At 51.1% G+C, this 20,440-nt stretch carries 18 protein-coding genes; 13 read left to right on the forward strand and 5 right to left on the reverse strand.

Annotation, left to right across the window (positions count from 1 at the left end; translation table 11 throughout):
* Window positions 1-4: 4 nt before the first annotated feature.
* From Q0746_RS05900 to Q0746_RS05930, 7 genes are all read left to right on the forward strand, one after another.
* Window positions 5-1,462 carry a hypothetical protein gene (locus Q0746_RS05900; protein ID WP_298258229.1) on the forward strand — a complete coding sequence of 486 codons (1,458 nt, stop codon included), beginning with the start codon at window positions 5-7 and terminating at the stop codon, window positions 1,460-1,462.
* A 395-nt stretch (window positions 1,463-1,857) separates the two neighbouring features.
* A complete protein-coding gene (locus tag Q0746_RS05905) occupies window positions 1,858-2,787 on the forward strand; it encodes a transglutaminase family protein (RefSeq protein WP_298258231.1) in 930 nt (309 codons plus the stop codon).
* Window positions 2,788-2,828: 41 nt separating this feature from the next.
* A complete protein-coding gene (locus Q0746_RS05910; protein WP_298258233.1) occupies window positions 2,829-3,686 on the forward strand; it encodes a hypothetical protein in 858 nt (285 codons plus the stop codon).
* Window positions 3,683-4,063 carry a hypothetical protein gene (locus Q0746_RS05915; RefSeq protein WP_298258235.1) on the forward strand — a complete coding sequence of 127 codons (381 nt, stop codon included), beginning with the start codon at window positions 3,683-3,685 and terminating at the stop codon, window positions 4,061-4,063. Before Q0746_RS05910 ends, Q0746_RS05915 begins: the two co-directional genes overlap by 4 nt.
* A 955-nt stretch (window positions 4,064-5,018) precedes the next feature.
* Window positions 5,019-8,984, forward strand: coding sequence for a hypothetical protein (locus Q0746_RS05920; protein ID WP_298258237.1), 3,966 nt, complete (start codon window positions 5,019-5,021; stop codon window positions 8,982-8,984).
* A gap of 12 nt (window positions 8,985-8,996) precedes the next feature.
* Window positions 8,997-9,431, forward strand: coding sequence for a hypothetical protein (locus Q0746_RS05925; RefSeq protein ID WP_298258239.1), 435 nt, complete (start codon window positions 8,997-8,999; stop codon window positions 9,429-9,431).
* Complete coding sequence (locus tag Q0746_RS05930; RefSeq protein WP_298258240.1) at window positions 9,431-11,218, forward strand: SIR2 family protein; 1,788 nt, start codon at window positions 9,431-9,433, stop codon at window positions 11,216-11,218. The genes Q0746_RS05925 and Q0746_RS05930 overlap by 1 nt, the downstream gene beginning before the upstream one ends.
* A gap of 104 nt (window positions 11,219-11,322) precedes the next feature.
* On the opposite strand, the gene Q0746_RS05935 is transcribed toward Q0746_RS05930, so the two are convergent.
* Complete coding sequence (locus tag Q0746_RS05935; RefSeq protein ID WP_298258242.1) at window positions 11,323-12,657, reverse strand: PLP-dependent aminotransferase family protein; 1,335 nt, start codon at window positions 12,655-12,657, stop codon at window positions 11,323-11,325.
* A gap of 85 nt (window positions 12,658-12,742) precedes the next feature.
* On the opposite strand from Q0746_RS05935, the gene Q0746_RS05940 reads away from it, so the two are divergent.
* Complete coding sequence (locus Q0746_RS05940) at window positions 12,743-13,909, forward strand: MFS transporter (RefSeq protein WP_298258244.1); 1,167 nt, start codon at window positions 12,743-12,745, stop codon at window positions 13,907-13,909.
* 20 nt (window positions 13,910-13,929) lie between these two features.
* Here Q0746_RS05940 and Q0746_RS05945 read toward each other — a convergent pair whose 3' ends face one another.
* From Q0746_RS05945 to Q0746_RS05955, 3 genes are read right to left on the reverse strand one after another with little or no spacing between them, the layout of a single operon-like run.
* Complete coding sequence (locus Q0746_RS05945) at window positions 13,930-14,496, reverse strand: metallophosphoesterase (RefSeq protein WP_298258245.1); 567 nt, start codon at window positions 14,494-14,496, stop codon at window positions 13,930-13,932.
* A gap of 20 nt (window positions 14,497-14,516) precedes the next feature.
* Entirely contained in the window at window positions 14,517-14,909 is a 393-nt protein-coding gene (locus Q0746_RS05950) for a hypothetical protein (protein ID WP_298258247.1), read from the reverse strand.
* A 14-nt stretch (window positions 14,910-14,923) separates the two neighbouring features.
* Complete coding sequence (locus Q0746_RS05955; protein ID WP_298258249.1) at window positions 14,924-15,760, reverse strand: hypothetical protein; 837 nt, start codon at window positions 15,758-15,760, stop codon at window positions 14,924-14,926.
* A gap of 183 nt (window positions 15,761-15,943) precedes the next feature.
* Between Q0746_RS05955 and Q0746_RS05960 the strand changes: the two genes are divergently transcribed.
* The 4 genes from Q0746_RS05960 to istB all read left to right on the forward strand — a co-directional run bounded on the left by Q0746_RS05960 (window position 15,944) and on the right by istB (window position 18,972).
* A complete protein-coding gene (locus Q0746_RS05960; RefSeq protein WP_247742969.1) occupies window positions 15,944-16,123 on the forward strand; it encodes a helix-turn-helix transcriptional regulator in 180 nt (59 codons plus the stop codon).
* Window positions 16,124-16,263: 140 nt separating this feature from the next.
* Window positions 16,264-16,500: a helix-turn-helix domain-containing protein gene (locus Q0746_RS05965; RefSeq protein WP_298258252.1), complete on the forward strand. Its 237-nt coding sequence runs from the start codon at window positions 16,264-16,266 to the stop codon at window positions 16,498-16,500.
* Window positions 16,501-16,675: 175 nt separating this feature from the next.
* A complete protein-coding gene (gene istA, locus Q0746_RS05970; RefSeq protein ID WP_298258254.1) occupies window positions 16,676-18,229 on the forward strand; it encodes an IS21 family transposase in 1,554 nt (517 codons plus the stop codon).
* On the forward strand, window positions 18,229-18,972 hold the full coding sequence (istB, locus tag Q0746_RS05975; protein ID WP_298258256.1) for an IS21-like element helper ATPase IstB: 744 nt from the start codon (window positions 18,229-18,231) through the stop codon (window positions 18,970-18,972). Before istA ends, istB begins: the two co-directional genes overlap by 1 nt.
* Before the next feature lie 111 nt (window positions 18,973-19,083).
* Here istB and Q0746_RS05980 read toward each other — a convergent pair whose 3' ends face one another.
* Window positions 19,084-19,851, reverse strand: coding sequence for an AraC family transcriptional regulator (locus tag Q0746_RS05980; protein WP_298259684.1), 768 nt, complete (start codon window positions 19,849-19,851; stop codon window positions 19,084-19,086).
* Window positions 19,852-20,019: 168 nt separating this feature from the next.
* Here Q0746_RS05980 and Q0746_RS05985 point away from each other — a divergent pair, with 168 nt between their 5' ends.
* Window positions 20,020-20,376, forward strand: coding sequence for a cupin domain-containing protein (locus Q0746_RS05985; protein WP_298258258.1), 357 nt, complete (start codon window positions 20,020-20,022; stop codon window positions 20,374-20,376).
* Window positions 20,377-20,440 lie beyond the last annotated feature (64 nt).

The raw sequence follows: 20,440 nt of genomic DNA on the forward strand, positions 1-20,440 counted from the left end.
GCCTTTGATAAGTTTAGAGCCTGAAAAACACACCATCCGGAATTATGATTTTTGCAGGGTCATCGAGCGGCATTGGAAAACGATTCAAAAAGAGGCGCAACTCGACCGGTTTCGCCGATTCACTTCATTAGAGGCCTATATTCTCGCGCGATTGGAAGGTCAAAAGCAGAACCAGTTTTTGGATGACATGCCATTGCACATCGCGGCGCGGCTTTGTGAACTGTTGGGGTTTGTTCTTGAGTTTGGGCCTGACCGAAAAATTACGAGTGCATCGGAAGATGGACTTTCAACTGGTGGCCAAATCGGATTTGATGCGTTGAAGCAGGGCGAGACTGGGCTCTATGCGGCCCTTGATACGCTGGTCAGTCCCAATGGGTTACGTACTGTCCGCCATAGATCTGATTTGGGTGCATTGTTTGAATGGCTTCGGCTGTCTCGTGTTGGTCCAGAGTTTGATACGCTCAAAACCCTTGTGCGAGAATACATTTTTCGAACGTACCCCTGTGGTGAAGGGGACGTAGTACTGGGGAAAAAATGCTCAACGCCATCGAGATATTCAATCCATGGAGCTTGGAAGTCATTGGGAATTCAACGAGCACGAATGAACCGTTTTCTTATTGCGGAGGGTGTTGCCCAGAAAAACGACGGTGAGTCAGAAATTAGACTGCATGATGGCTTGAGTGCCCAAGACTTGTCTCGTCTGTCGGAACAAATTTCTAACCGCTTGACCGTGGCAGAAGCGTCGAACGTCTTAAATGTAAGCACAGATTTTTTGATATTGTTGCGCAAATCTGGAATTGTTGAACCTGTCATTGACGCGTTGGACCAAATCCCCAAGTATGAGAAGCATGCACTGGAGAGCCTACTGGAGGGGCTTGCGTCCTCAGTTACAGTAACGGCAGTGGGGGCAGGTGAAATGGTGCCAATCATTGAAGCTGCGAGGCGCATCCGGTGCCCCGCAACGCACATCGTGCAATTGGTCTTGGATGGCGCATTGGGTCATGTTGCACGCGACGCTAACGTGGCTGGCCTCGCAGGGTTTAGAGTTCGCCTGCAGGATGTTCGCGCAGCCTTGCCGCCTCTGGAGATGGATGGTGTGACAAAGGGTGAAGCGGCTACGACGCTTCGCGTGACCTATCAGACCATTAATTATTTGATCGAAGAAGGGCTGCTCAGGTCACAGCGCGTTAGAAATCCTAGGTCGCGACAATTTTTGGACGCTATAAGCTCGGAGAGCCTTACGGAGTTCCAGAGAAATTACGAGACACTTGGCCAATTGGCACGCAGATTTAGGAGGGCGTCTGGCCCTTTAGGGTGCCATCTTGAAGCCCGAGGCATTTGCCCGTTTGAAACCCCGCAGGGGATTAGTTGGTATTACGCTCGCAATGGTTTGGACTATAGATTGAAGAAGGCTGGGTTGATTGTGCCTGATGTTAGTAGAAGAACATCATCACGTGAGTAGGCCTTCAAGGATGGGGCGTGTCTTTCAAAGATGAAGGTCAGTATTTCTGTGAAAATGTCCTGAGAGAAGGTGTTGCCTTTTAGATTAGATTTCAACCTTAAGGCGGTTTGCATAACTCCCGTTAGCAGATGTTCGCATTTCGTTATCGCGCCTCGCTTCAGTTTTAAGTTGTGTGTTGGTACTTCCTTGAGCGGACATGCGCATCGTTCAAAGTGGTTGTCTGCTTTGCGGACAAACCGGGCTTTCGATGCGGCTGCTTCAACGGCGGTTTTGGTGCTTCAGGAATTCGAATTGGCCAGATCACGATCTACACTTGAGGAGTTGTGGTGTGAAGCCTCTGGTGCGTCGAGGGCAATGCGTCTAGCCTTCCACCGTTCAGGTTGAAGGATTTCCTCATGCGCTTTTTGATTATTTGCGTTTCATTGATGTTCACAGTGGCGAGCGGTTCTACTGTTCGCGCGGATATTCTGGCGGATGTAAAAGCCCTCTTTGAGCGGGACATGAGCCGGGTGGATTTCGCCGAGGTCATGGTGAAGGTGGAGCGCATCATTAATCCGCGCGTGGATGGTGACGCGATGCAGGCCGATATCGACCGCATGGCGAACCATATCCGATCCGCGATCCCGCAGAACGCCCCGGAATGGGATCAGGTGGATGCAATCCGCCAGTACGTCTACGAACCGGGCTATTGGAACGACAACCGCCCTTTTGAATACGATCTTGATGATCCCTTTGGTCTGAAATTCGAGAACCGTTTGCTATCAGACTATCTTTCAGATCGACGCGGCAACTGTGTGACCATGCCGTTTTTGCTCATCGCTATCGGGCAGCGGCTTGGGCTGGATGTGCGCCCCTCTCTGGCTCCCCAGCATGTCTTGGTCAGGTTCACGACCAAAGACGGCAAGCAGCACAACATCGAGGCCACGAACGGCGGCTTGCGCGGTGATAACTCGCCTTACACAAACAACATGCCGATCACGCCGGAAGCCGTTGCCAACCGGGTGTTTTTGGCAACCCTGACGAATGAGGAAGCCGTGGCAGTGATCGCCGTTGTGGTGCTGGAATACCTGATCAAGGAAAAGCGCTATCACGACGCGATGGCCGTGGCTGATACCCTGATCGATCACTACGAAACCTTTGGCTATGCGATGGTGAAGAAAGGCACGGCGGCGTATTACCTGCTGAAAACAAACTTTCACGACAAATACGCCACGGTTCAGGACGTGCCCGAAGATCAGCGGAGCTATCTCGCCTATCTTCAAAGGATCAACCAAAGCACCTTTGACAAGGCTGAAAGTTTGGGTTGGCGGCAAGCCGAAAGATAAGTTAGCTTCGTGTCAGATTACCCGTATTAGGAGAGATTCTCATGCTCCGCGTTTTGCAGCAATTCATTCTCACCACGCTTTTTGCCGTGTTCGCATCGCAGGCCAGTGCGATGTTTATTCAGGCGGACTGGTTTGACCCCACCGAACCGGGAGTCGGGACCAATCGGTATGCCTATTCTGGGAACGACCCAATAAATCAATACGATCCTTTTGGAAACAACTTTTCCAATGCTCCCGGTGATTATGATTTTTCACCAGAACAGGCTGCTGCAGAAGAAGCAGAAATGGAAGTACGTGGAATGCACTCGCTCACTGGGGGCGGGATAATAAATACCGAAATTGGCCATCTAAATTCAGGTCCGGGCAGGCGAAGTGGCGAGCAAGCCTATATTGATGCTGTTAACAGAGGCAAAATTGGCCCAAATGTTGATACTGGAATGAGCCGTGCCGAAATAAATCAAGCAATACGTGACTTGACTGAACAAAAAGAGCAAAGCGCGATGATGTGTGAAAGCGCTTGTGGTGATATGGTTTATAACGGTACAAACACAGCCATAGGATCTGCCACCGCAACCGTCGGAGCTGTTACGTCGACGATGAACGACGTTCCAACACGTGCAAAGCCTAAAGGGTCTACACCTGGAACCTCTGTTGCTTCCTTGGCTGCACGCCAGACATTTGGTAATAGGCGATTGCCTGGTGGTGTCAGGCTTCCTGCCCCGACTCGAAACGCGCCAATGACAACGTCAAATAGGATAGCGCCGGTGGTTGGTCGAACTGCGGGGCCAGTTGTGGGTGTCTTGGGGGTTGCTATCGGCACCACTTCGATTCTCAGTCAAGATAGTCAGTTCAGAGGGTGTGTAGCTTCCTGCGGTCAGGTAGACTTTCTAAATCAATGACGGATGCGATCTCCAGAAGAGTCTTGAACTTTGTTGAGGATGAATTGCAACGTGGTCTGGGTGGGCCTGTGTCAATTGAAGATGATCTTGTACAATGCGTCGATTGGGAGCGTTTGCACCCAGACGAGAGAATACCGTCTTTCATCTGTGACTTCTGCAATGAGTTTAAAGTAGAGGGGCCATCATGGCCCAAATACCGGGAGATGCGATCTGGAATAATGGGCCTGCTAAACCCCTTCTTTAAAGGGGGCCCTGACGATCAGTATTTTTTGAGTTTGGATTTTCCAAGCATTCCGATGCAAGCGCTGATTGAGATGGCCTCATCAAAGCAGTGGCGATACCCATTTTCTACGCCACAAAACCCAAAGAATGTGTAGCACAAGTTAATAGCACTAAAATCTGATATGGAAAATTTCACTTCACAGTGTAACATATGAACGACCGTTCTCTTGTTACACTGACCTATGAACAAACACACACCGGCAACGCAATTTGTGGCTTACTAACGCGTCTCGGCCACGGGACAGGGACAGAGCGGCTTGGGGCTAGAAGCCCAACAAATGGCCGTGCAGGTGCACCTTGCCACTAGCCCTTGCGCGGAGCTGGTAGCCGAATTCACAGAAGTTGAGAGCGACAAGAAAAAGAACCGGCCAGAGCTGGCAGAGACGTGACATCACACTGTCAATTTCGTAAAGCCGCCATTCATGCAATGTGCAACATCCAGCAAAATGGGCTCTGAACCGCCATTAGATCGGTTGCAGCATATCGATCGCGCGACTTCCCAGACTTGGCGAGGACGGCCCAAACCGAACATTAGTCAAGGGTTGGAATGTCGCAGCGCAGCTTCCCCAAAGCAGTCGTTGGTCACAGAGCGCAGCATCAGAGGGAGCGGATGGCTGCTTTGCGGGAAATGCGTATTACAACAACCTTCGGCACTGGTTCCGGATTTCAATCGGCACTCGCTGAAAAGCAAACTCGACGCAAACGTAGAGTCGATAGAATGCATTGGCGCAGCAATGCTGCTAGCGCTGTCGTGCAATTACCTAAATGCCCGATCTTGCCGCGCACCACAGAAGGCGAGAAGCGCGGAGACATCATCTATCGCAGCGGTTCTCGCCTTCGGGCCAAGAGCGCTATGATCTCATTGTTGATGCTTCGAAATTCACAATAAGTGGTGGTTCATTTGCTTACGTAATCGGTTTAATGTGCACTCTGTAGCAAGTAGGATTTCCCAACTACTTAGATTGAAGTTTTGTTTGATAATTTAGGATTGATTGCTTGTACATAAACCGCTTCGTTCAGGTCGCAAATGATGAGAATTCATACTCATCAATGGGCGATCTGGAATTCGCACAATTGCCATTTCCAAAAGTTCTGCTGGGCGCACCAGGAGGCGGAAAAACAGCAGCTTGCGAAGAGATCGCTTCAATTCTGAATGGCAAGTTTACCCATGCTGAGGATTTGGCCTGTGGGTTATTCAAGCTGGCACCCGATTTCGATGACCAGATATTGATCATTGATGGGCTGGATGAGGTTGTATCCGAGGAAATCCCCAAGGCCTTCATGAAGATAATCAGTGAGGTTTCCAGCCTCGGTTACAAAAATTGGCTAATAAGTTGCCGCGCCTATGAATGGCGATCCTCCTTGTTCAATCCGCGTATCGAAACGGCATTCCGGTTTCCGGCGAAGGTTGCCAATATGGGTGACCTCGACGACAAGGAAGTAGTAGCTCTTCTTCGTGCATTCGAGTTCGAGGGGAATGCTGAGCAATTCTTGAAAAATGCAAAGGTAAACGAAGCTTCAGATCTTGTAAGAAACCCGCAAACACTAAGGATGCTTTCACAAGCGGTGCAAGCCGGCGGTTGGCCAAAGACTAAGACCGAACTGTTTCTTTCTGCCTGCGAGGTTATGGCTGCAGAAGAAAATGAAGTTCACCAAGCGAAAGATGTGAGCCGCCCAACACCTGACGAAGTTATTTCGACGGCGGGTTGGGTGTGTACTCAAATCCTAATGTCCGGCGGACGCGGAGTCGCTTTGGGAGGTAAGACCTCAAAAACCTTCCCACGACCGGCTGAACTAGCTAGCGCTGAATACACTGAGAGCTCTGTAAGCGCATCCTGCAAAACCAAGCTTTTCAAGACTGCCGAACGAGAAAACGTCGAACCTGTTCACAGGACTATCGCTGAATTTCTGGCTGGCCGGTGGTTGGCTTCCCAATTTAAGATGAGCCCGCGCAAGTTATCTCAAACGCGCGTTATGAACTACCTCACATTTGGAACAGGTGAGATTCCCCCGGCGCTCCGGGGCTTACATGCTTGGGTTACTTCCTTTGACGAAATTACAAGGATACAGAATATTGCCAACGATCCGTACGGATGCTTGCGATACGGTGACCTTTCCAGCTTTTCCGATATGGAAGTTAGAGAACTTCTCAAGAGCTTAACGGATCTATCAGAGACGGATCCATATTTTCGCAGCCAAGACTGGCACACAAGCTTTGGTCGCAGTCTCGGGCGTGTCTCGATTCAGGACAGTTTTGTAAGACTGGTTTCCGATAGCAACGTCTCGCTTCAACTGAAGTGCACGTTGATGGATTCCATTCAGGGGACGGAGTTAGCCAATGCAGTGACTGACGATCTGAAGGAAATCATTTTAAACGAAGATGTCACTCCTAGAGAAAGACACTCAGCAGTGGGCGCTTTGGCCAGTAGCTCAAAGCCCATAGATTGGCACGAACTGGCAAACGATTTGTTGTCCAGCGGAACTGCGCAAAGCCTTAGAATTTCCATCGACGATGTGATCTCCCATAATCTGAAAACGTTTTCCGGTGCGGAGATCGCCGAACATATTAAAGCTTATGAACGCGCAACATCGAGTGACGATGAGTTTCACATATCTGGTATAGGATTTAGGATACCAAGGGAGTGTTCCGATCAGCAAATTGAAGAGATAGCCCGTTCAATCGCAGAGGATATCTCTCAAGAGCGCGACGAAAGAAGGCGAGGCGTCCATAAGGGACGTGAAGAGTGGCTACTTGAACTTCTTCCACGAATCTTGTCCCGTGAGACCGAGCCGACAGCGGAAGAATTATGGCCACTGATCTCTCGGCTCAGTGGCGATTCTTACCGAAAGTCTGAATGGGAAAAGGTCGCTCAGCCGTGGTTTGGGGCGCATGACGAAGTGCGTCGAAAAATTCAGTCTTTGGCTCTTGCGGAAGCCGAAGACGACCAGCATGGCTGGATGACGTTTTTCCGGTTATCGGATATCTCATCGGGCCTACATATGCGCGAGACCGATGTCATCTACCATCTCAGCACGCTGATTGCCGCGAATGATAGACCACCTGATTGGCTAGAAAGATGGAAGAGCCTTGTAAGATGGGCTCAATCTCATCGCGACTTCGACGGTAGCGCCCTAGAACTGGCGGAAAAACACGCGAAAGCCACCCCCGAACTCCAACCTGTATTGGATGAACTTTTACGTCCTCCGATGCGCAACTATGAGAACGAGCATCAGGCTCGAGTACGGAAAGAAGAACAAGAAAAACGCGCCAAGGCTCGAGCGAGACATGTCAGCTTTTCCGATGTTCGCGAAGAAATGGCACAAGGGAAAAACTTGGGTGCGTTGTACCAAGCGGCACGCGCATCACTAGGACACTTTTATGAGTTTAAGGCCTCCGACTCCCCAAGATCACGCATTGCGGAAATGGTTGGATCAGACAATCTGTCATCCGCACTTGATGGTTTTGAAGCCGCAGGGAGACGCGACGATATTCCAAGCGCCAGGAGAAGCGCTGACCTGAGGATCAAGGAAAACAAGGTCTATCACCTTGAAACGGTATGTCAGGCTCTCTGCGTTGAGGCGCTTCACGCAGGCCGATCTCTGGACACGTTGCCCAAAAGGGCGTTGCTAAGTGCGCTTTCTGCTTGTCAGTGGGGTCTGCATATTTCTGGCAATGCAACCGAACACCTCCAGCCAAAACTCGAAGAAATCCTATTCACAGACAGGCAGACCAAACTTGAGTTTGTTAAAGACACGCTGGAACCAAGTTTGGAAATTGGAGAAGAGCATGTGTCCGGACTCTATCGCGTGAGCTCGGAAGAAACCTTCTCAGACATACTCCCCGACCTCGCAATTGAATGGCTCACTTCTTTCGAAACGGCGTCGGGAAATGCTGTTTGGAGTCTGTTGAAGGCTGCTGTTCGATATAGCAACTCCGATAAGCTTGCGGAGTTGATAGATAGTCGCTTAAAGGAAGGGGATTGGGCAAGTGAAGAGCATAAGTGCGCTTGGCATGCGGCTGCATTCGTGCTTGATTTTGATCGTTTTTTTGACTCCATTGATGCATTTGCGGAGGAGACCGAAGAACACTTTTGGTCATTCAGGGCGATTATCTCTGATCGACGGACTGAAGAAGTTCTAAGGCTTGTTCTAAGCGCTGACCAAACTTCTTTCTTGATAGAGAAATTTGCTCCGAAATTGCCTGTTGCAAGTCCACCGTCGGGCGGCTGGTCCGGCTCAAACAACCCATGGGACGCTACTGAATGGCTACGAAATCTGATCATAAATCTGGGCGCAGAGAAAAGTAAGCAAGCAATAGAACAACTCGAGCGTCTTGCTGAATCTGGTCGGATGGGCGGATATCAAGACGATGTGCTTCACGCGCTTGCTAACGCAAAGCGTGCTTTTGCAGAAGCGCGCCACGCATCCGCAACTTTGGAAGATGTACGTAGGGTCTTGTTATCTGGAAAACCGACCAACGTCTCTGACCTTCAGGCTTTGTTCTTGGGCGAGTTTGAACGGTATCAAGCCCGCATACGAACTGGGCAAACGGACACCTATGTGACGTACTGGGAAGCAGACAAACCTCATGTCGAAAACTATTGCAGAGACAGGCTACTAGACGGCTTGGAGCAGCAAATGAGTGCGTATGGAATACGAGTTCACAAAGAAGGGGCTATGGCAAACGAAACAAGAGTTGATCTACTTCTCTCTTGCGACGAATTCGACCTCCCGGTGGAGATTAAAAGGCAGTGGCATTCGGAGTTGTGGAATGCCGCCTGCGATCAACTGGAAGTCTACTCAGAAAACTATCGAACCGATGGCACTGGAGTGTATTTGGTCATTTGGCATGGACAGGTGAAAGGCAAGACGATTCCCAAGCCAACAGTCGGCATGAGACCGAAGTCGGCATCGGAAATGCTGAAAGCGCTTTGGCGAAATCTTCCACGCGACCTTTCTGCAGCCACCAAGCTAGTGGTGTTAGACGTGTCCAAGCCAGCAAAGAAAGAGAACTAGGGGCCCAGCAACATGCAGAAAACTATCGAAGAATTTGACGACATGTCTTGCACGACTGCTTTCGACGAGATTGGCACCCAATTCGTCGGCACATTGAAATACCGCACCTTTGAGGTTGGTCAAATATTTGGTGCTAATCTCGCATCTGTACGCGCCCAGTTCCAGGCCATCTGCGACCTAGTAGAAACAGGTGGCATGGTCCGCCACGGAATTGTAATGACCGGCTACCACAACAGAGCATTCAAGGGTGACGTATTGCTTGTTGATGGGGAAGTTTTCGGCGAGTGGAACTCAGATGAGGAGGAATGGTGCCATTTCACCGCGCATGGAGACTCTGAGATCACATGCAGCGCTCCTTCGCCTTGGCTATTGCATGATTCAATTTCGGATTGGTTGTTATCTAGAAACGGCACGCCTCCTGACAAAAGACAGTATGGAGTGAAGTGATGAATGGCTTCGGTGATCCAGCCACACAATTGGCCTTTGCCGTGCACGAAAATCGAGGCGTGTTCGCATTGTTGTTGGGGTCTGGTCTATCTAGGGCAGCGGAAATTCCGACTGGCTGGGAAATCACAACAGACCTTGTGCGGCGCGTTGCAACTGCGCAAGGCGTCGAAGAACAAGACGACTGGGCCAAATGGTATGCTGAAGCAGAGGGCAAGGAGCCAAACTACTCAGAACTACTGGCACAGCTTGCATCCACCCCGGCGGAACGGCGCGCCATACTTCATAGCTATATCGAACCAAACGAGGAAGATCGCGAAGAAGGTCGGAAGATTCCCACGTTAGGGCATAGGGCAATCGCGCGTTTGGTTCAACAAGGCTACATCCGCATAATCGTTACAACCAATTTCGATCGGTTGATGGAAAACGCGTTGCGAGAGGTCGGCATAGAACCAACCGTCATTACGTCGCCGGACAGCCTGCAAGGTGCGGAACCTATCACGCACAGCACTTGCTACATTCTGAAATTGCATGGGGACTATAAAGATGCTCGGATTCTAAACACAGATGAGGAATTGGACACCTATCCCGGCACTTACAATGCAGTGCTTGATCGCATTTTCGACGAACATGGTTTGATTGTGTGCGGTTGGTCTGGCGAATGGGACCATGCTCTGAGGGCTGCGATTGAGCGCGCGCCAAATCGGCGCTACCCGATGTTTTGGGCTTCCAGAGGCGATCTCAGGGGGCATGGAGCAGAGCTGTGTAGCGCCCGTAAAGGCGTGACGGTGTCAATCTCGGATGCAGACGCATTCTTTGGTACACTTGTCGAACAAGTGGAGACGCTAGCTCAGTCGCAGCGACGGAACCCAGTTGGTGTCGACATGTTAGTGAGTCGAGCCAAGCGGTATCTCTCAAAACCAGAGTATCGCATACAACTGGCTGATTTGGTGGCCGAGGAGGTCGAGCGAGTTATCTCGCGCCACGATCAAGACGATATGGCTCTGCACGGACCGGTCGGTGATGACGACATTCTTCGACGTATTTTGCTCAGCGAAGGGGTGTCGGAAGGCTTGACCAAAGTATGTGGGCTAATCGGCAGGTGGGGGGATCGTTCGCAAATAAGTGTGGTGGTAGATGCAATTCGCGGAATTTTGAATTACGCTAACGACAATCAGGGCGGTAGAGTCATTTACATCGAGTTGCGTCAGTATCCGGCGGTTCTAGCTTATCACGCCTGCACTTTGGGCTTGCAATACGCTGAAAAGTGGTCGGAACTTCATGAATTCATGGGTCTCGAAGTTCAGAATAAACGCGGCCGCTCAGAGCGACTTTTGGATGTTGCTGGACCATCCACTTGGGAAGGTTCCAAGAAGGAACTTTGGCAAAAGCTGCCGGGCATGGACCGGCGGTACACTCCTCTAAACGACCATCTAGCCGATGAGATCTTTGTTAGCTGGGGAGCGGCCTTTCTGCCGCCTCGCGTACCGCTGGCTGACTTGACGCTCTTGAACGAAGCTCTAACCGCTATCAGATATCTTGAAGCAGCGGGCCTCGAACAATTGCAAAATGTTAAGGCAAACTCAGAGCATGGGCGCAACTACATTTGGGCACCGGTCGGGCGCGCAGGTTGGAGCTACGACTATCAGGAACGAGTTCTCCCGCGGATAGTGGAAACAGATTTTCGAAAGAGGTTGGCCGACGGTGGGTTCGGTGGTGGTAGCGAGGACTTCATTTCTGAGGCTTTGGAAAACTACAGTCGATTGCTTGCCAATCTACATTGGCGATAGGGAACTAAAGTTCAGACTTGGCGAACGTTTATCAAAGTAGGTTTTTGTGCCCAACCCTGATCATTGGCCCCGCGAAAGCAACGGATATGTAGAAGCATCTAATACTATCGCGCAAATTTCTCCACCGCATGGCGGACCTTCCCCAGGACTCCTGATAAATCTGCCTTCGGAATTCCACCAAAAGCAAGACGCAACGCTTGCGGGATGGCGGTTGTAGTCGCGAAAGGCTCTGCACCGGATGCCGAAATCCCTTGCCCTTTCAATGCAGCGACAACCGGCTCGGCGCGCATTCCGTTTCCAAGCCAGACCCAAGAAAAACCGGCGTTGGGGTGTCCACTGAGCGATAAGTTGGGTAAAGACGCTCGGCAGATGGCCTGACGCTCTGCGCCGTCTCGTTTGCGGTCGTCTTCGGATTTAGCCAATGTTCCATCTTCAATCCAATTCGTAACAAGTCCGGAAATCAATGCCGGGGCATTCCAAGTCGTTGCCCTGATTGCCTCTAGGAAGCAGGGAATGTGCCGCGACGGAGTCACGAGGTAGCCAAGACGCAGCCCCGTCGCGATGCTCTTGGAATACCCGCCGACATGGATGGTTCGTTCCGGCGCGAGAGCGACGAAGCTCGGCGGCGGATCACTTTCCAGAAACGCGTAGGCCCCATCCTCGATGATGAGAAGATCGTGTGCCTGTGCAATTTCGACAATGCGCTGCCGTGTGGTCACGTCCATGACCGACCCCAGCGGATTGTGCACAGTTGGTATGAGATAAACCGCCCGCAGTTTGCGCGTACGGCATCGCCTGTCCAGCGCATCCGGGTCCATGACCCCATCCGTTCCTTCCACCGGAACGACATCCAATCCCTGGAGTGCCGCGATTGATTTGAAACCGGGGTAGGTCAAAGTGTCAGCGGCGACGGCCTCACCTCTTTGGAGCACACCGAAAGCGATGATCGCGAGGCCATGCTGACCGCCTGAGGTTATCAGCAGATTTTCAGGAGGAACTGAACCAAGAGTGGGTTTGAGGCTTTCGGCAATGATCCGGCGTTCGTGCGTGCGCCCGCCATGTGGCTGGTAACGCAACATGGCTTCGAGATCGCCAGCGGATGAAAGCCGCCGCAAACCGGTCCTAAGCATTTCAGTATCACCCATGTTACCAGGCATATTGAACACAAGATCGATTAAGCCTTCGGCATCGGTTTGATGAACGCCAAGCGTCGGCGGCAGACCAAGATCACGCACAAATGTGCCACGTCCTGCCTCACCAACGACCTCGGCACGCCGCTCAAGCTCTTTGTAAACCCGCGTTGCCGTCGCCAGAGCCACATTGCACTGCTCGGCAAAAGCGCGATGTGTCGGCAACTTTGTTCCCGGTGCCAGCTTTCCCTCACGGATCGCGGTGGACAGCGTGTTCGCAAGGCGCAGGTATCGGGGTTTTTTCTTCAATGAACTGTACCTAGTACAATAGAAAAATTGTCATATCTCAGTTGTCGTGGCATTCCGATCCCATGTCAATCTTCGAGGTCAACCGATGCCTAAACTGATCCCAGTTACGTTACTTGCACTCGGTCTGTTCACCGTCACCTTTGCCGTGAACTTACAGGCTCCGCTCTATGATGCCTATGCAGCGGAAAGCGATGTTGGGGCAACAGCAGTAACCATTGCTTTCGCCGCCTATGTTGGCGGACTGATGCCAACCTTGTTGCTGCTGGGTGGGTTGTCCGACCGGATCGGCAGACGGGTTCCCATTGCCCTCGCTTTGATCCTCGGAACCGCAGCGACAGCCCTCCTCGTGCAGTTGCCTAGTTGGACCAGCCTCGTGATCGCCCGATTTATGCTCGGGGTTGGAACCGGTCTCGCGACGACCGCCGGAACTGCCTACATGACCGAAATCCTTGGCGCGGATCGGGCGAAAACTGCTGCTTTGATCGTGACCTCAGCCACATCTCTCGGATTCGGCGGCGGAGCATTAGCGACAGGGATAAGCCTAGGCTTCCAAGGCCCAACATTGCTGCCTGTCAGTTACATCGTCTTGTTTGTCATTGCGCCCGCCCTTGCGATGATCGCTCTGGCTCTACCGCGCATGGATACGCCCCGTACTGTCTCTCTGCTGCGCCTCCCGGTGTTTCCGACAGGCACATGGGTGTTCGGCGCAGCAATGGCCTTAGCATGGTCCACCACTGGCATGACCATTGCTGTTGTGCCGCTGGAACTGGCTGCGAATAACCTAGGCGGCTGGACCGGGCTGGTTATTTTTCTTGCAATCTTCGTGGGTTTTCTATGTCAGCCGATTGCGCGTTGTATGACCAACGAACAGGCTTTGGCGCTTGGGTTTGTCCTGATCCCGCTGGGGTTCCTCGTTCTACTGGCCGGAGTCTGGTTAAAGTTATTGTTCCTCGTTCTCTCGGGAACCTGTATCACGAGTGCCGCCAGCTACGGATTTACCTACCTCGCCTCGCTTGCGGAAGTTTCGCTCCGCGCGGCGAATGACCGCGCGCGTGCGACGGCAGGTCTGTTTGTCTATGCCTACTTCGGGTTTTCACTGCCGGTCATCGCCAGCGGAATTTTGGCGGACAGGCTTGGCCTTCTGAGCGCAATGATCGCTTTCGCGGTTGCGCAGTGCATTGCCACAGCACTGATCGTCCTAATTTGGAATAAGCTCGCGCTCTCCCATCCGTGCGCTCGTAGTGCAGGATAAAACAGCCTTCAACTTATCAGCTAGCTGATCGCTGATCGCCGTTCCACATTTATCCAGTGTTTATTCTCGGGTAGTTTTCTTGCACGCTGAACGATGTCTCTGTAGGTGACTGGCGAGAAATTCCAGACATCGACACCGACATTCACCGAGTTCCGTGTGCCCTGCCAATTGTTGTGGACGTGGCCAAAGAATTGCAAAGCCCCTTTGCGAGCATGATTCCAAGTGACCATTGGGTAATGACATAGTGTATTCAGCTGGTTCTGTGGGCCATCACGCAATTCAGCGAAGTGAGAGATGGAGTCCCAGGGGAGCTCAAGCGTTGGGGCAAGATCATGGTTTCCAATCACGAGATGTCGTTCTGAACCCGGAAGTTGGTTGAAAACCTGTTCAAGATAAGCACTGTCTTTGGCTTTGGACCCAAAGGCGAAATCACCCAAAACCCACAGTTGATCTTCCGAACCAACGACTTTCCACATATTTTCTAACAAAGCCGCATCCATCCGTGAGACGGATTTGAATGGGCGCTTGCAAAAACGTATGATGTTTTCATGGCCGAAGTGGGTGTCGGCTGTATACCAAATTGTCATGATCTTGTCTTTTAGTTCAGTCAGCCCATAAGCCTTCGAAATTCCTCCGGCGTGTAATCCAACGCGAGCAACTTCAACAGGAGCAGCTCCAATGGGAGCTGTGTCTCGGTCCTACATAAATTTTCCGTTTCAACCGCCAGATCATATCCGCCACGCTTGTTGACGCTGATTTTCAGCAGGCGCCCATTTAGGAAATCCCAAATAAGTTTTGGTCCAGGATATCTTTGGTCGTCAGGATGGCTACCAAAACCAGAGCATTGCGTCATGACAGCAGGCAAAGCGACCAGCAAGCGGTCCCATGCCTGTTGTCTCTCGCGTGAGGTTAGGAGACCGCTATCAGGTGTGAGCTGTGAAGCGGAGGCTTTAATCGCGAATACAGGAGCGAACGTCGATTGGATTGATGATTGTTCCACAGTGCTTCTTGCTGTCACAGTTTGATCTCGCTGGCTGGTGCTGTTTCCTGCAGCGTCTCATTGATCTGCCGGTCCGTTTCATCTCGATTTGCCCGCGTTAATGCGTAGTCAATCAGACTGAAACGGATTGTCGTGTTGGCAACGCTATTCTGAACCGTGATCCGAAAAACCAGATCACAAGTCCCAATCCAATCTCCTTCTCTTGGAGATCTGAACTTATATATTGGCGAGCGACCAATCGCCGTTTTGCACGGGGCGCCATCACTCAGGTAATCTGAAGACCCAACACCAGCAGCGCTCGGATTCGGATCGGCTGCTTTCAGGTCACGAACTAAAATCCCCCCAGCATGGGCATAGATCATCTCAGATTCGTAATTATCGAAGTGCTGCAACGACGGGGTGCCAAAGGCATCCTCGATTTGCTTGAATACCGATCCTGCAGAAGGCCGATCAGTCCCGGTTGCAACAATTACCCGCTCGACCCCAAGGACGCGTCCATCGAGAACATCGGTTGCAAGAGAAACATTGACCTCTTCATAAGGATCGCTGCCCATCCGAACGAGTGGTGTTACCCAAGGTGAGACCAATCTCTGTGCATACTCGAGCCGAAACGTTCGCCCGTTTGAACTTTGCACATTCAAAGTGACGACTTCATCTTCCAGATTGCGATCAAAATATTCGGTAAGCGTTTCTGCAGCCTCTAATTTGGCGTTACCTGGGGCTACTCCTAGCACCATATAAGGGTGGCTAGTAACTTGGAGCGCTGGCGACATCGGGGTTAGCGTGTCTTCCGCAACTGCCGACAATGGTGCGGCAGCCAACAAGAATGGCATAGAGGCCAGTTTAGCCACTCGACACACCATGTCTAACACCCCTGACGACTCTGAAATCTGACATCCCATAATTCTCTTCCTCAACAGCAACTGAGCACGAATGTATGTTAAAACAGGTAGAGCTAAAACAGGTGATCCTCAATAGAATAATGTGTGAAGAGAACACCCAAAAGCCCACTGCGAGACATAGTCGCCCGCAATATGAGACTGCTTCGTGCGGAACGAGGCTGGTCGCAAGAACGATTGGCCGAAGAAGCCGGTTTGAACCGCACGTACTTGAGTGCAGTCGAACGGTCGGAGCAAAATATTTCGATCGACAATTTGTTCCGTGTCGCTACTGGACTGGGTGTTGAGAGTTGGACATTGCTTAAAGATCAATGAATTCAAATAAATACCAGGTAGGCTCACAGCTCTAACGTCAAAGGTAGTTTTAACTTTTAACCTAACAATAACAATGGCTTAGACGTTGACCTGGGGTTCGATTTCCGATTACCCTCAACCAACAAATGTTGGTGATAAAATTGGAAAACGGCGCAAAGATTTCAAAAAAAGAAGAGATAAAGGCCCGCCTCCGCACAAAGGGTCTTTCGCTTTCAGTTATCGCTCGTCGGTTAAACCTTCAGCCATCCACGGTGTCAGGCGTACTTGGCGGCCATGCTAGGTCGGTCAGGGTAGAAAAAGAGCTGGCAGAAGCTCTGGATACCACCGTCGCCGAGCTTTTCCCAAACAGGATCTACAAATCGGAGGAAAAACAGTGAGCCCATAAAAATGAGAAAGCCTCAAATTTGCCTGGCCGCAAATTCGAGGCTCAGAGGCAATTCACCTCCATACTCTTAGGTGCAGCCTCTCCAAAATCACACAAAATGTCAAGCCGAAGCCGGGTTCGCCGAACCTGTTTTTGTGCTTGAGGAAAATCGCTAAATGGAGAGCTTTATGAAAAGCACGACCAGACGGATCGTGGACCTCTTGTGGTGTCCCGATGAAACAAACACATCAATCGCTCGGAAAACAGGAAAGCACCGAGATTCAATTCGCAAATATCGAGCGAACATGCAGGTCTCAGGGTTGAACAAGAAGGAGCTGGATACGCTAGATGATGCTCAGTTGGATCTGTTAATCAAGGGACCTAAACGGGTACGATCACGCTTCTACGAGCCTGATTTGGATCAGGTTCTGATCAATAGGAAAAAGCCTGGAGTCACTCTAAGAATCTTACACGGTCAATATGTTGATGAAGTAAATAACTTCAACGACCCCAACTTGGCGCCCATGAGTGAAAGTCTATTCTATCAAAGAGTTAGAGAGCACAAGAAGAAGCGCGGACCAGAATTTCGCCACGAACATGTCCCTGGTGGCTCCTTGCAGTTCGATTTTTCAGGAAAGAGGCCCACGTACGTTGACAACGGAGGGAAGGTCATTTCGGCAGAGCTTGCAATTGCAGTCTTGCCATTTAGCGGGCTTACATTCGCAATGGCGATTGCAAGTCAGTCTCTGCCACACTGCACTGAGGCCTTCGTCGCGGCGTTGGAGTATTTCGGCGGTGTGCCGGATGATGCAGTTTTTGATAACTTTAAGGCAGCGGTGGACAAACCTCGACGAGGGAGTGAACCAGCAAAAATCAACCTGAATTTCCAAGCATGTCTTGACCATTACAGTCTTTTTCCAGACCCGACACGAACCTACGCGGCGCGCGACAAGGGTATGGTTGAGAAAATGGTTCAGGAAGTTCAGCGGAGCTTTCTCGGTAAGGGGCGCTACCTGAATTGCTACTCGCTGACTGATCTGAACGAGAAGCTGAAAGAAGCGCTTGATGAAATTAACCATCGCCCCATGTCAAAACGTGCGGGCATGTCCCGATGGCAAATTTTCAAAAGCCAAGAGGCCGCGTGTTTAGCCCCGCTACCGACCGCCAGATATGAATTTGGACGCTGGCAGGTCGGACTGACTGTCCCGCTCCACTATCATGTATTTGTGGACGGTGTTGGATACAGTGTCCCCTCTCGTTTCGTTGGGGCTCAGGTAAACGTCAAGGCAACTGCGAATTCGGTCGAGATTTTCACAAATGGGTTTCCAATAGCCATTCATCAACGATCAAATGACTTGTCTGGGCGAAAGACCAGCTCAGATCACTTACCTGCTCATCACAAAGCAATGACATCTTATCGTAAGGAAGCGGTACTTCGATTCTCGGAAAGCTTAGGTCCGATTGTCGCGACATTCGTCCAGGAGCATCTGAACCTGCACAGAAATGTCAAAGCGGCCGGCGACATGGTTAAAAAGCTGTCGAGCAAGATTCATCATTACGGCCGGCTGGCAGTAGAAAATGCAATCACAGAAGCCCTCGAGCGTGGTCAGATTAATGCCCTGGCGGTCTATGGTATTCTCGAACGTGGGAGCACTAGCTTCCAGGAAGATTTGCCCTCACCTTCAATGCCGAGCGGTAATATCCGAGGTGCTGAATACTACTCGGACGAGGGGGATAATTGATGCAGCTTCATACAGTACTTGAACTGGCACGAGAGCTTCGTCTTTCCGGCCTCGCCGAGGCACTGGAACAACAGCAATCAGATACCAGCCATGACGAGCTTTCGTTCACCGAACGTTTAGGGGCTCTGATGCTATCAGAGAAGGAAAAACGCCACAATAACATGCTCGAACGCCTGACAAAAGACGCGCGATTGAAGCTGAATGCCGTGCCTGAAGAACTGAATTATTCGATCGACAGAGGCTTTCAATCAGCGCAGATGCGCGAGCTCCTTCAGTGCTCGTGGGTCAAGCGCGGATGGAACATCCTGATATCTGGTGAAACTGGTACGGGAAAAACCTGGATCGGATGTTGCATCGCAACGGCAGCAATCAGGAACGCGATCAAATCCAAGTATTATAAGGTCGATGACCTTCTATATGAGATGGCGTTGGCGCGAGCTGACGGCAACTACCTAAAGTTCAAAACCAAGCTGGAGAAATACGAGTTGTTGGTGCTGGACGACTTTGGCGTCACACCAATGACGCAGCAGGGCAAATCTGACCTTTTGGCAATTGTCGAAGATCGTGTGCATTCACGATCGACGATCTTCATCGGACAGAGACCATACAACGATTGGCATGCGTTTATAGACGATCCAATCATTGCAGATGCCGTTCTCGATCGGCTTTCTCACAACCGTTACCACATCAAGCTGAAGGGCCGCTCAAGACGAAAGAAGGAAGCATCTTTTGACGAAACCTAGAAATCACTCGTAGCATGCATTTTGTTTCGGCGCTGATTGTAGATTGCAGCCAGCGCCGAATTTCAATTCCAAAGGATGCTGACTGGGTATGGAATCTGCACGGGAAAAGCCTTAAGTCTGATGCATCAGACGTTGCCAGTCTCCGGGAGAAATTCCGTAGCCCGTTTTAAATCGCCGTGTCATATGCGATTGATCACTGAAACCCGCTCTCACCGCAGCGTCAACCAAAGTAGTTCCAGCAGCAATGTCGCCTCGGACCTGGTCCAAACGACGCATTGTCAGATATCGATACGGGCTTGTTCCAAACGCTTTTCTAAACTGACGAGCAAGCGCAAATCGGTCCAAGCCAGTAATTTTTTCTAGTTGGTCTGAATGCACAACTTGAGCGAGGTTGCCGTCGAGATATTCCCTCGCACGGTTTGTCGCTTTTAGGTCGATCAACGAGCCTGTTGTTCGGTGAGCAGACTTGTCGTTTGCCAACAGCCCATCTGCCAGCAACACGGCCAGCTCATCCATCGCGACCGGCTCAAGCGATGTGTCCATATCAGCAAACGCAGCTTGGATCGCCTGCATCAAACGGGGGTCTGTAAGAACGGCATCACGCAAGAAGGGAAGTGCGTTCGCTTCTGGCCCTAAAGCCTCGCGCACCAAAGATGGCTCAACATAAAGCATCCGGTAGTGAAACCCTTCTTGCGTACCGGCCTCGCCCGTATGAATTTCGTCAGGGTGAAGAACAATCACTTGGCCCGCAACACTGTCAGAACGCGCACCACGATAATCGAAGCTCTGCACGCCATTTATTGTGTATCCTATTGAGTAAGTATCATGCCGATGCGGGGCGTAAGCTTCACCAGAGAAATAGGCCTCAATCCTCTGGATACCGGTCTGCCAAGGTGCAGCGACGACCCAATCATTCGCGCACGATCGTTCAAGACCCGGTGTGAGGTCATGTGATCTTACTTCAGTGGATCGTCGTTCGTTTTGGATCGGAAATCTCCTAATGGCTTCGAAAACATATCCGTAACAAGAACAAGAAGGAAGTTATCAATGAAATCAGTCAATCTTGCTGAAAAGCTGGCGCACTTTTCAACCCATTGGGACCCGCATGTGGTTGCCGATTACAACGATAATGAAGTCATGGTGGTCAAGTTCATCGGTGAGTATCCATTTCATAAACACGACACCACAGATGATTTTTTCTACGTGCTGGAAGGTGAGATGCAGATGGACATCGAAGGAGAGCCGTCGCGCACGATCAAGGCGGGCGAACTGTTCATTGTTCCAAAGGGGGTGGTGCATCGGCCACGCGCAGACAGAGAAGTTAAAGTGCTGCTGATCGAGCCGAAAGGGGAACCCAATTCAGGCGATTCAGATCGCGAAGCAGCGCCAAAGACCCGAATCTGATAACTTTCTGCGGCGGGATAGCTGACGTTCATGCCCGCCGCAGCATCTCGCACTTTGGGCTCAT

It is taken from the genome of uncultured Litoreibacter sp. (genome assembly GCF_947487515.1).
Classification (GTDB): Bacteria; Pseudomonadota; Alphaproteobacteria; order Rhodobacterales; family Rhodobacteraceae; genus Litoreibacter.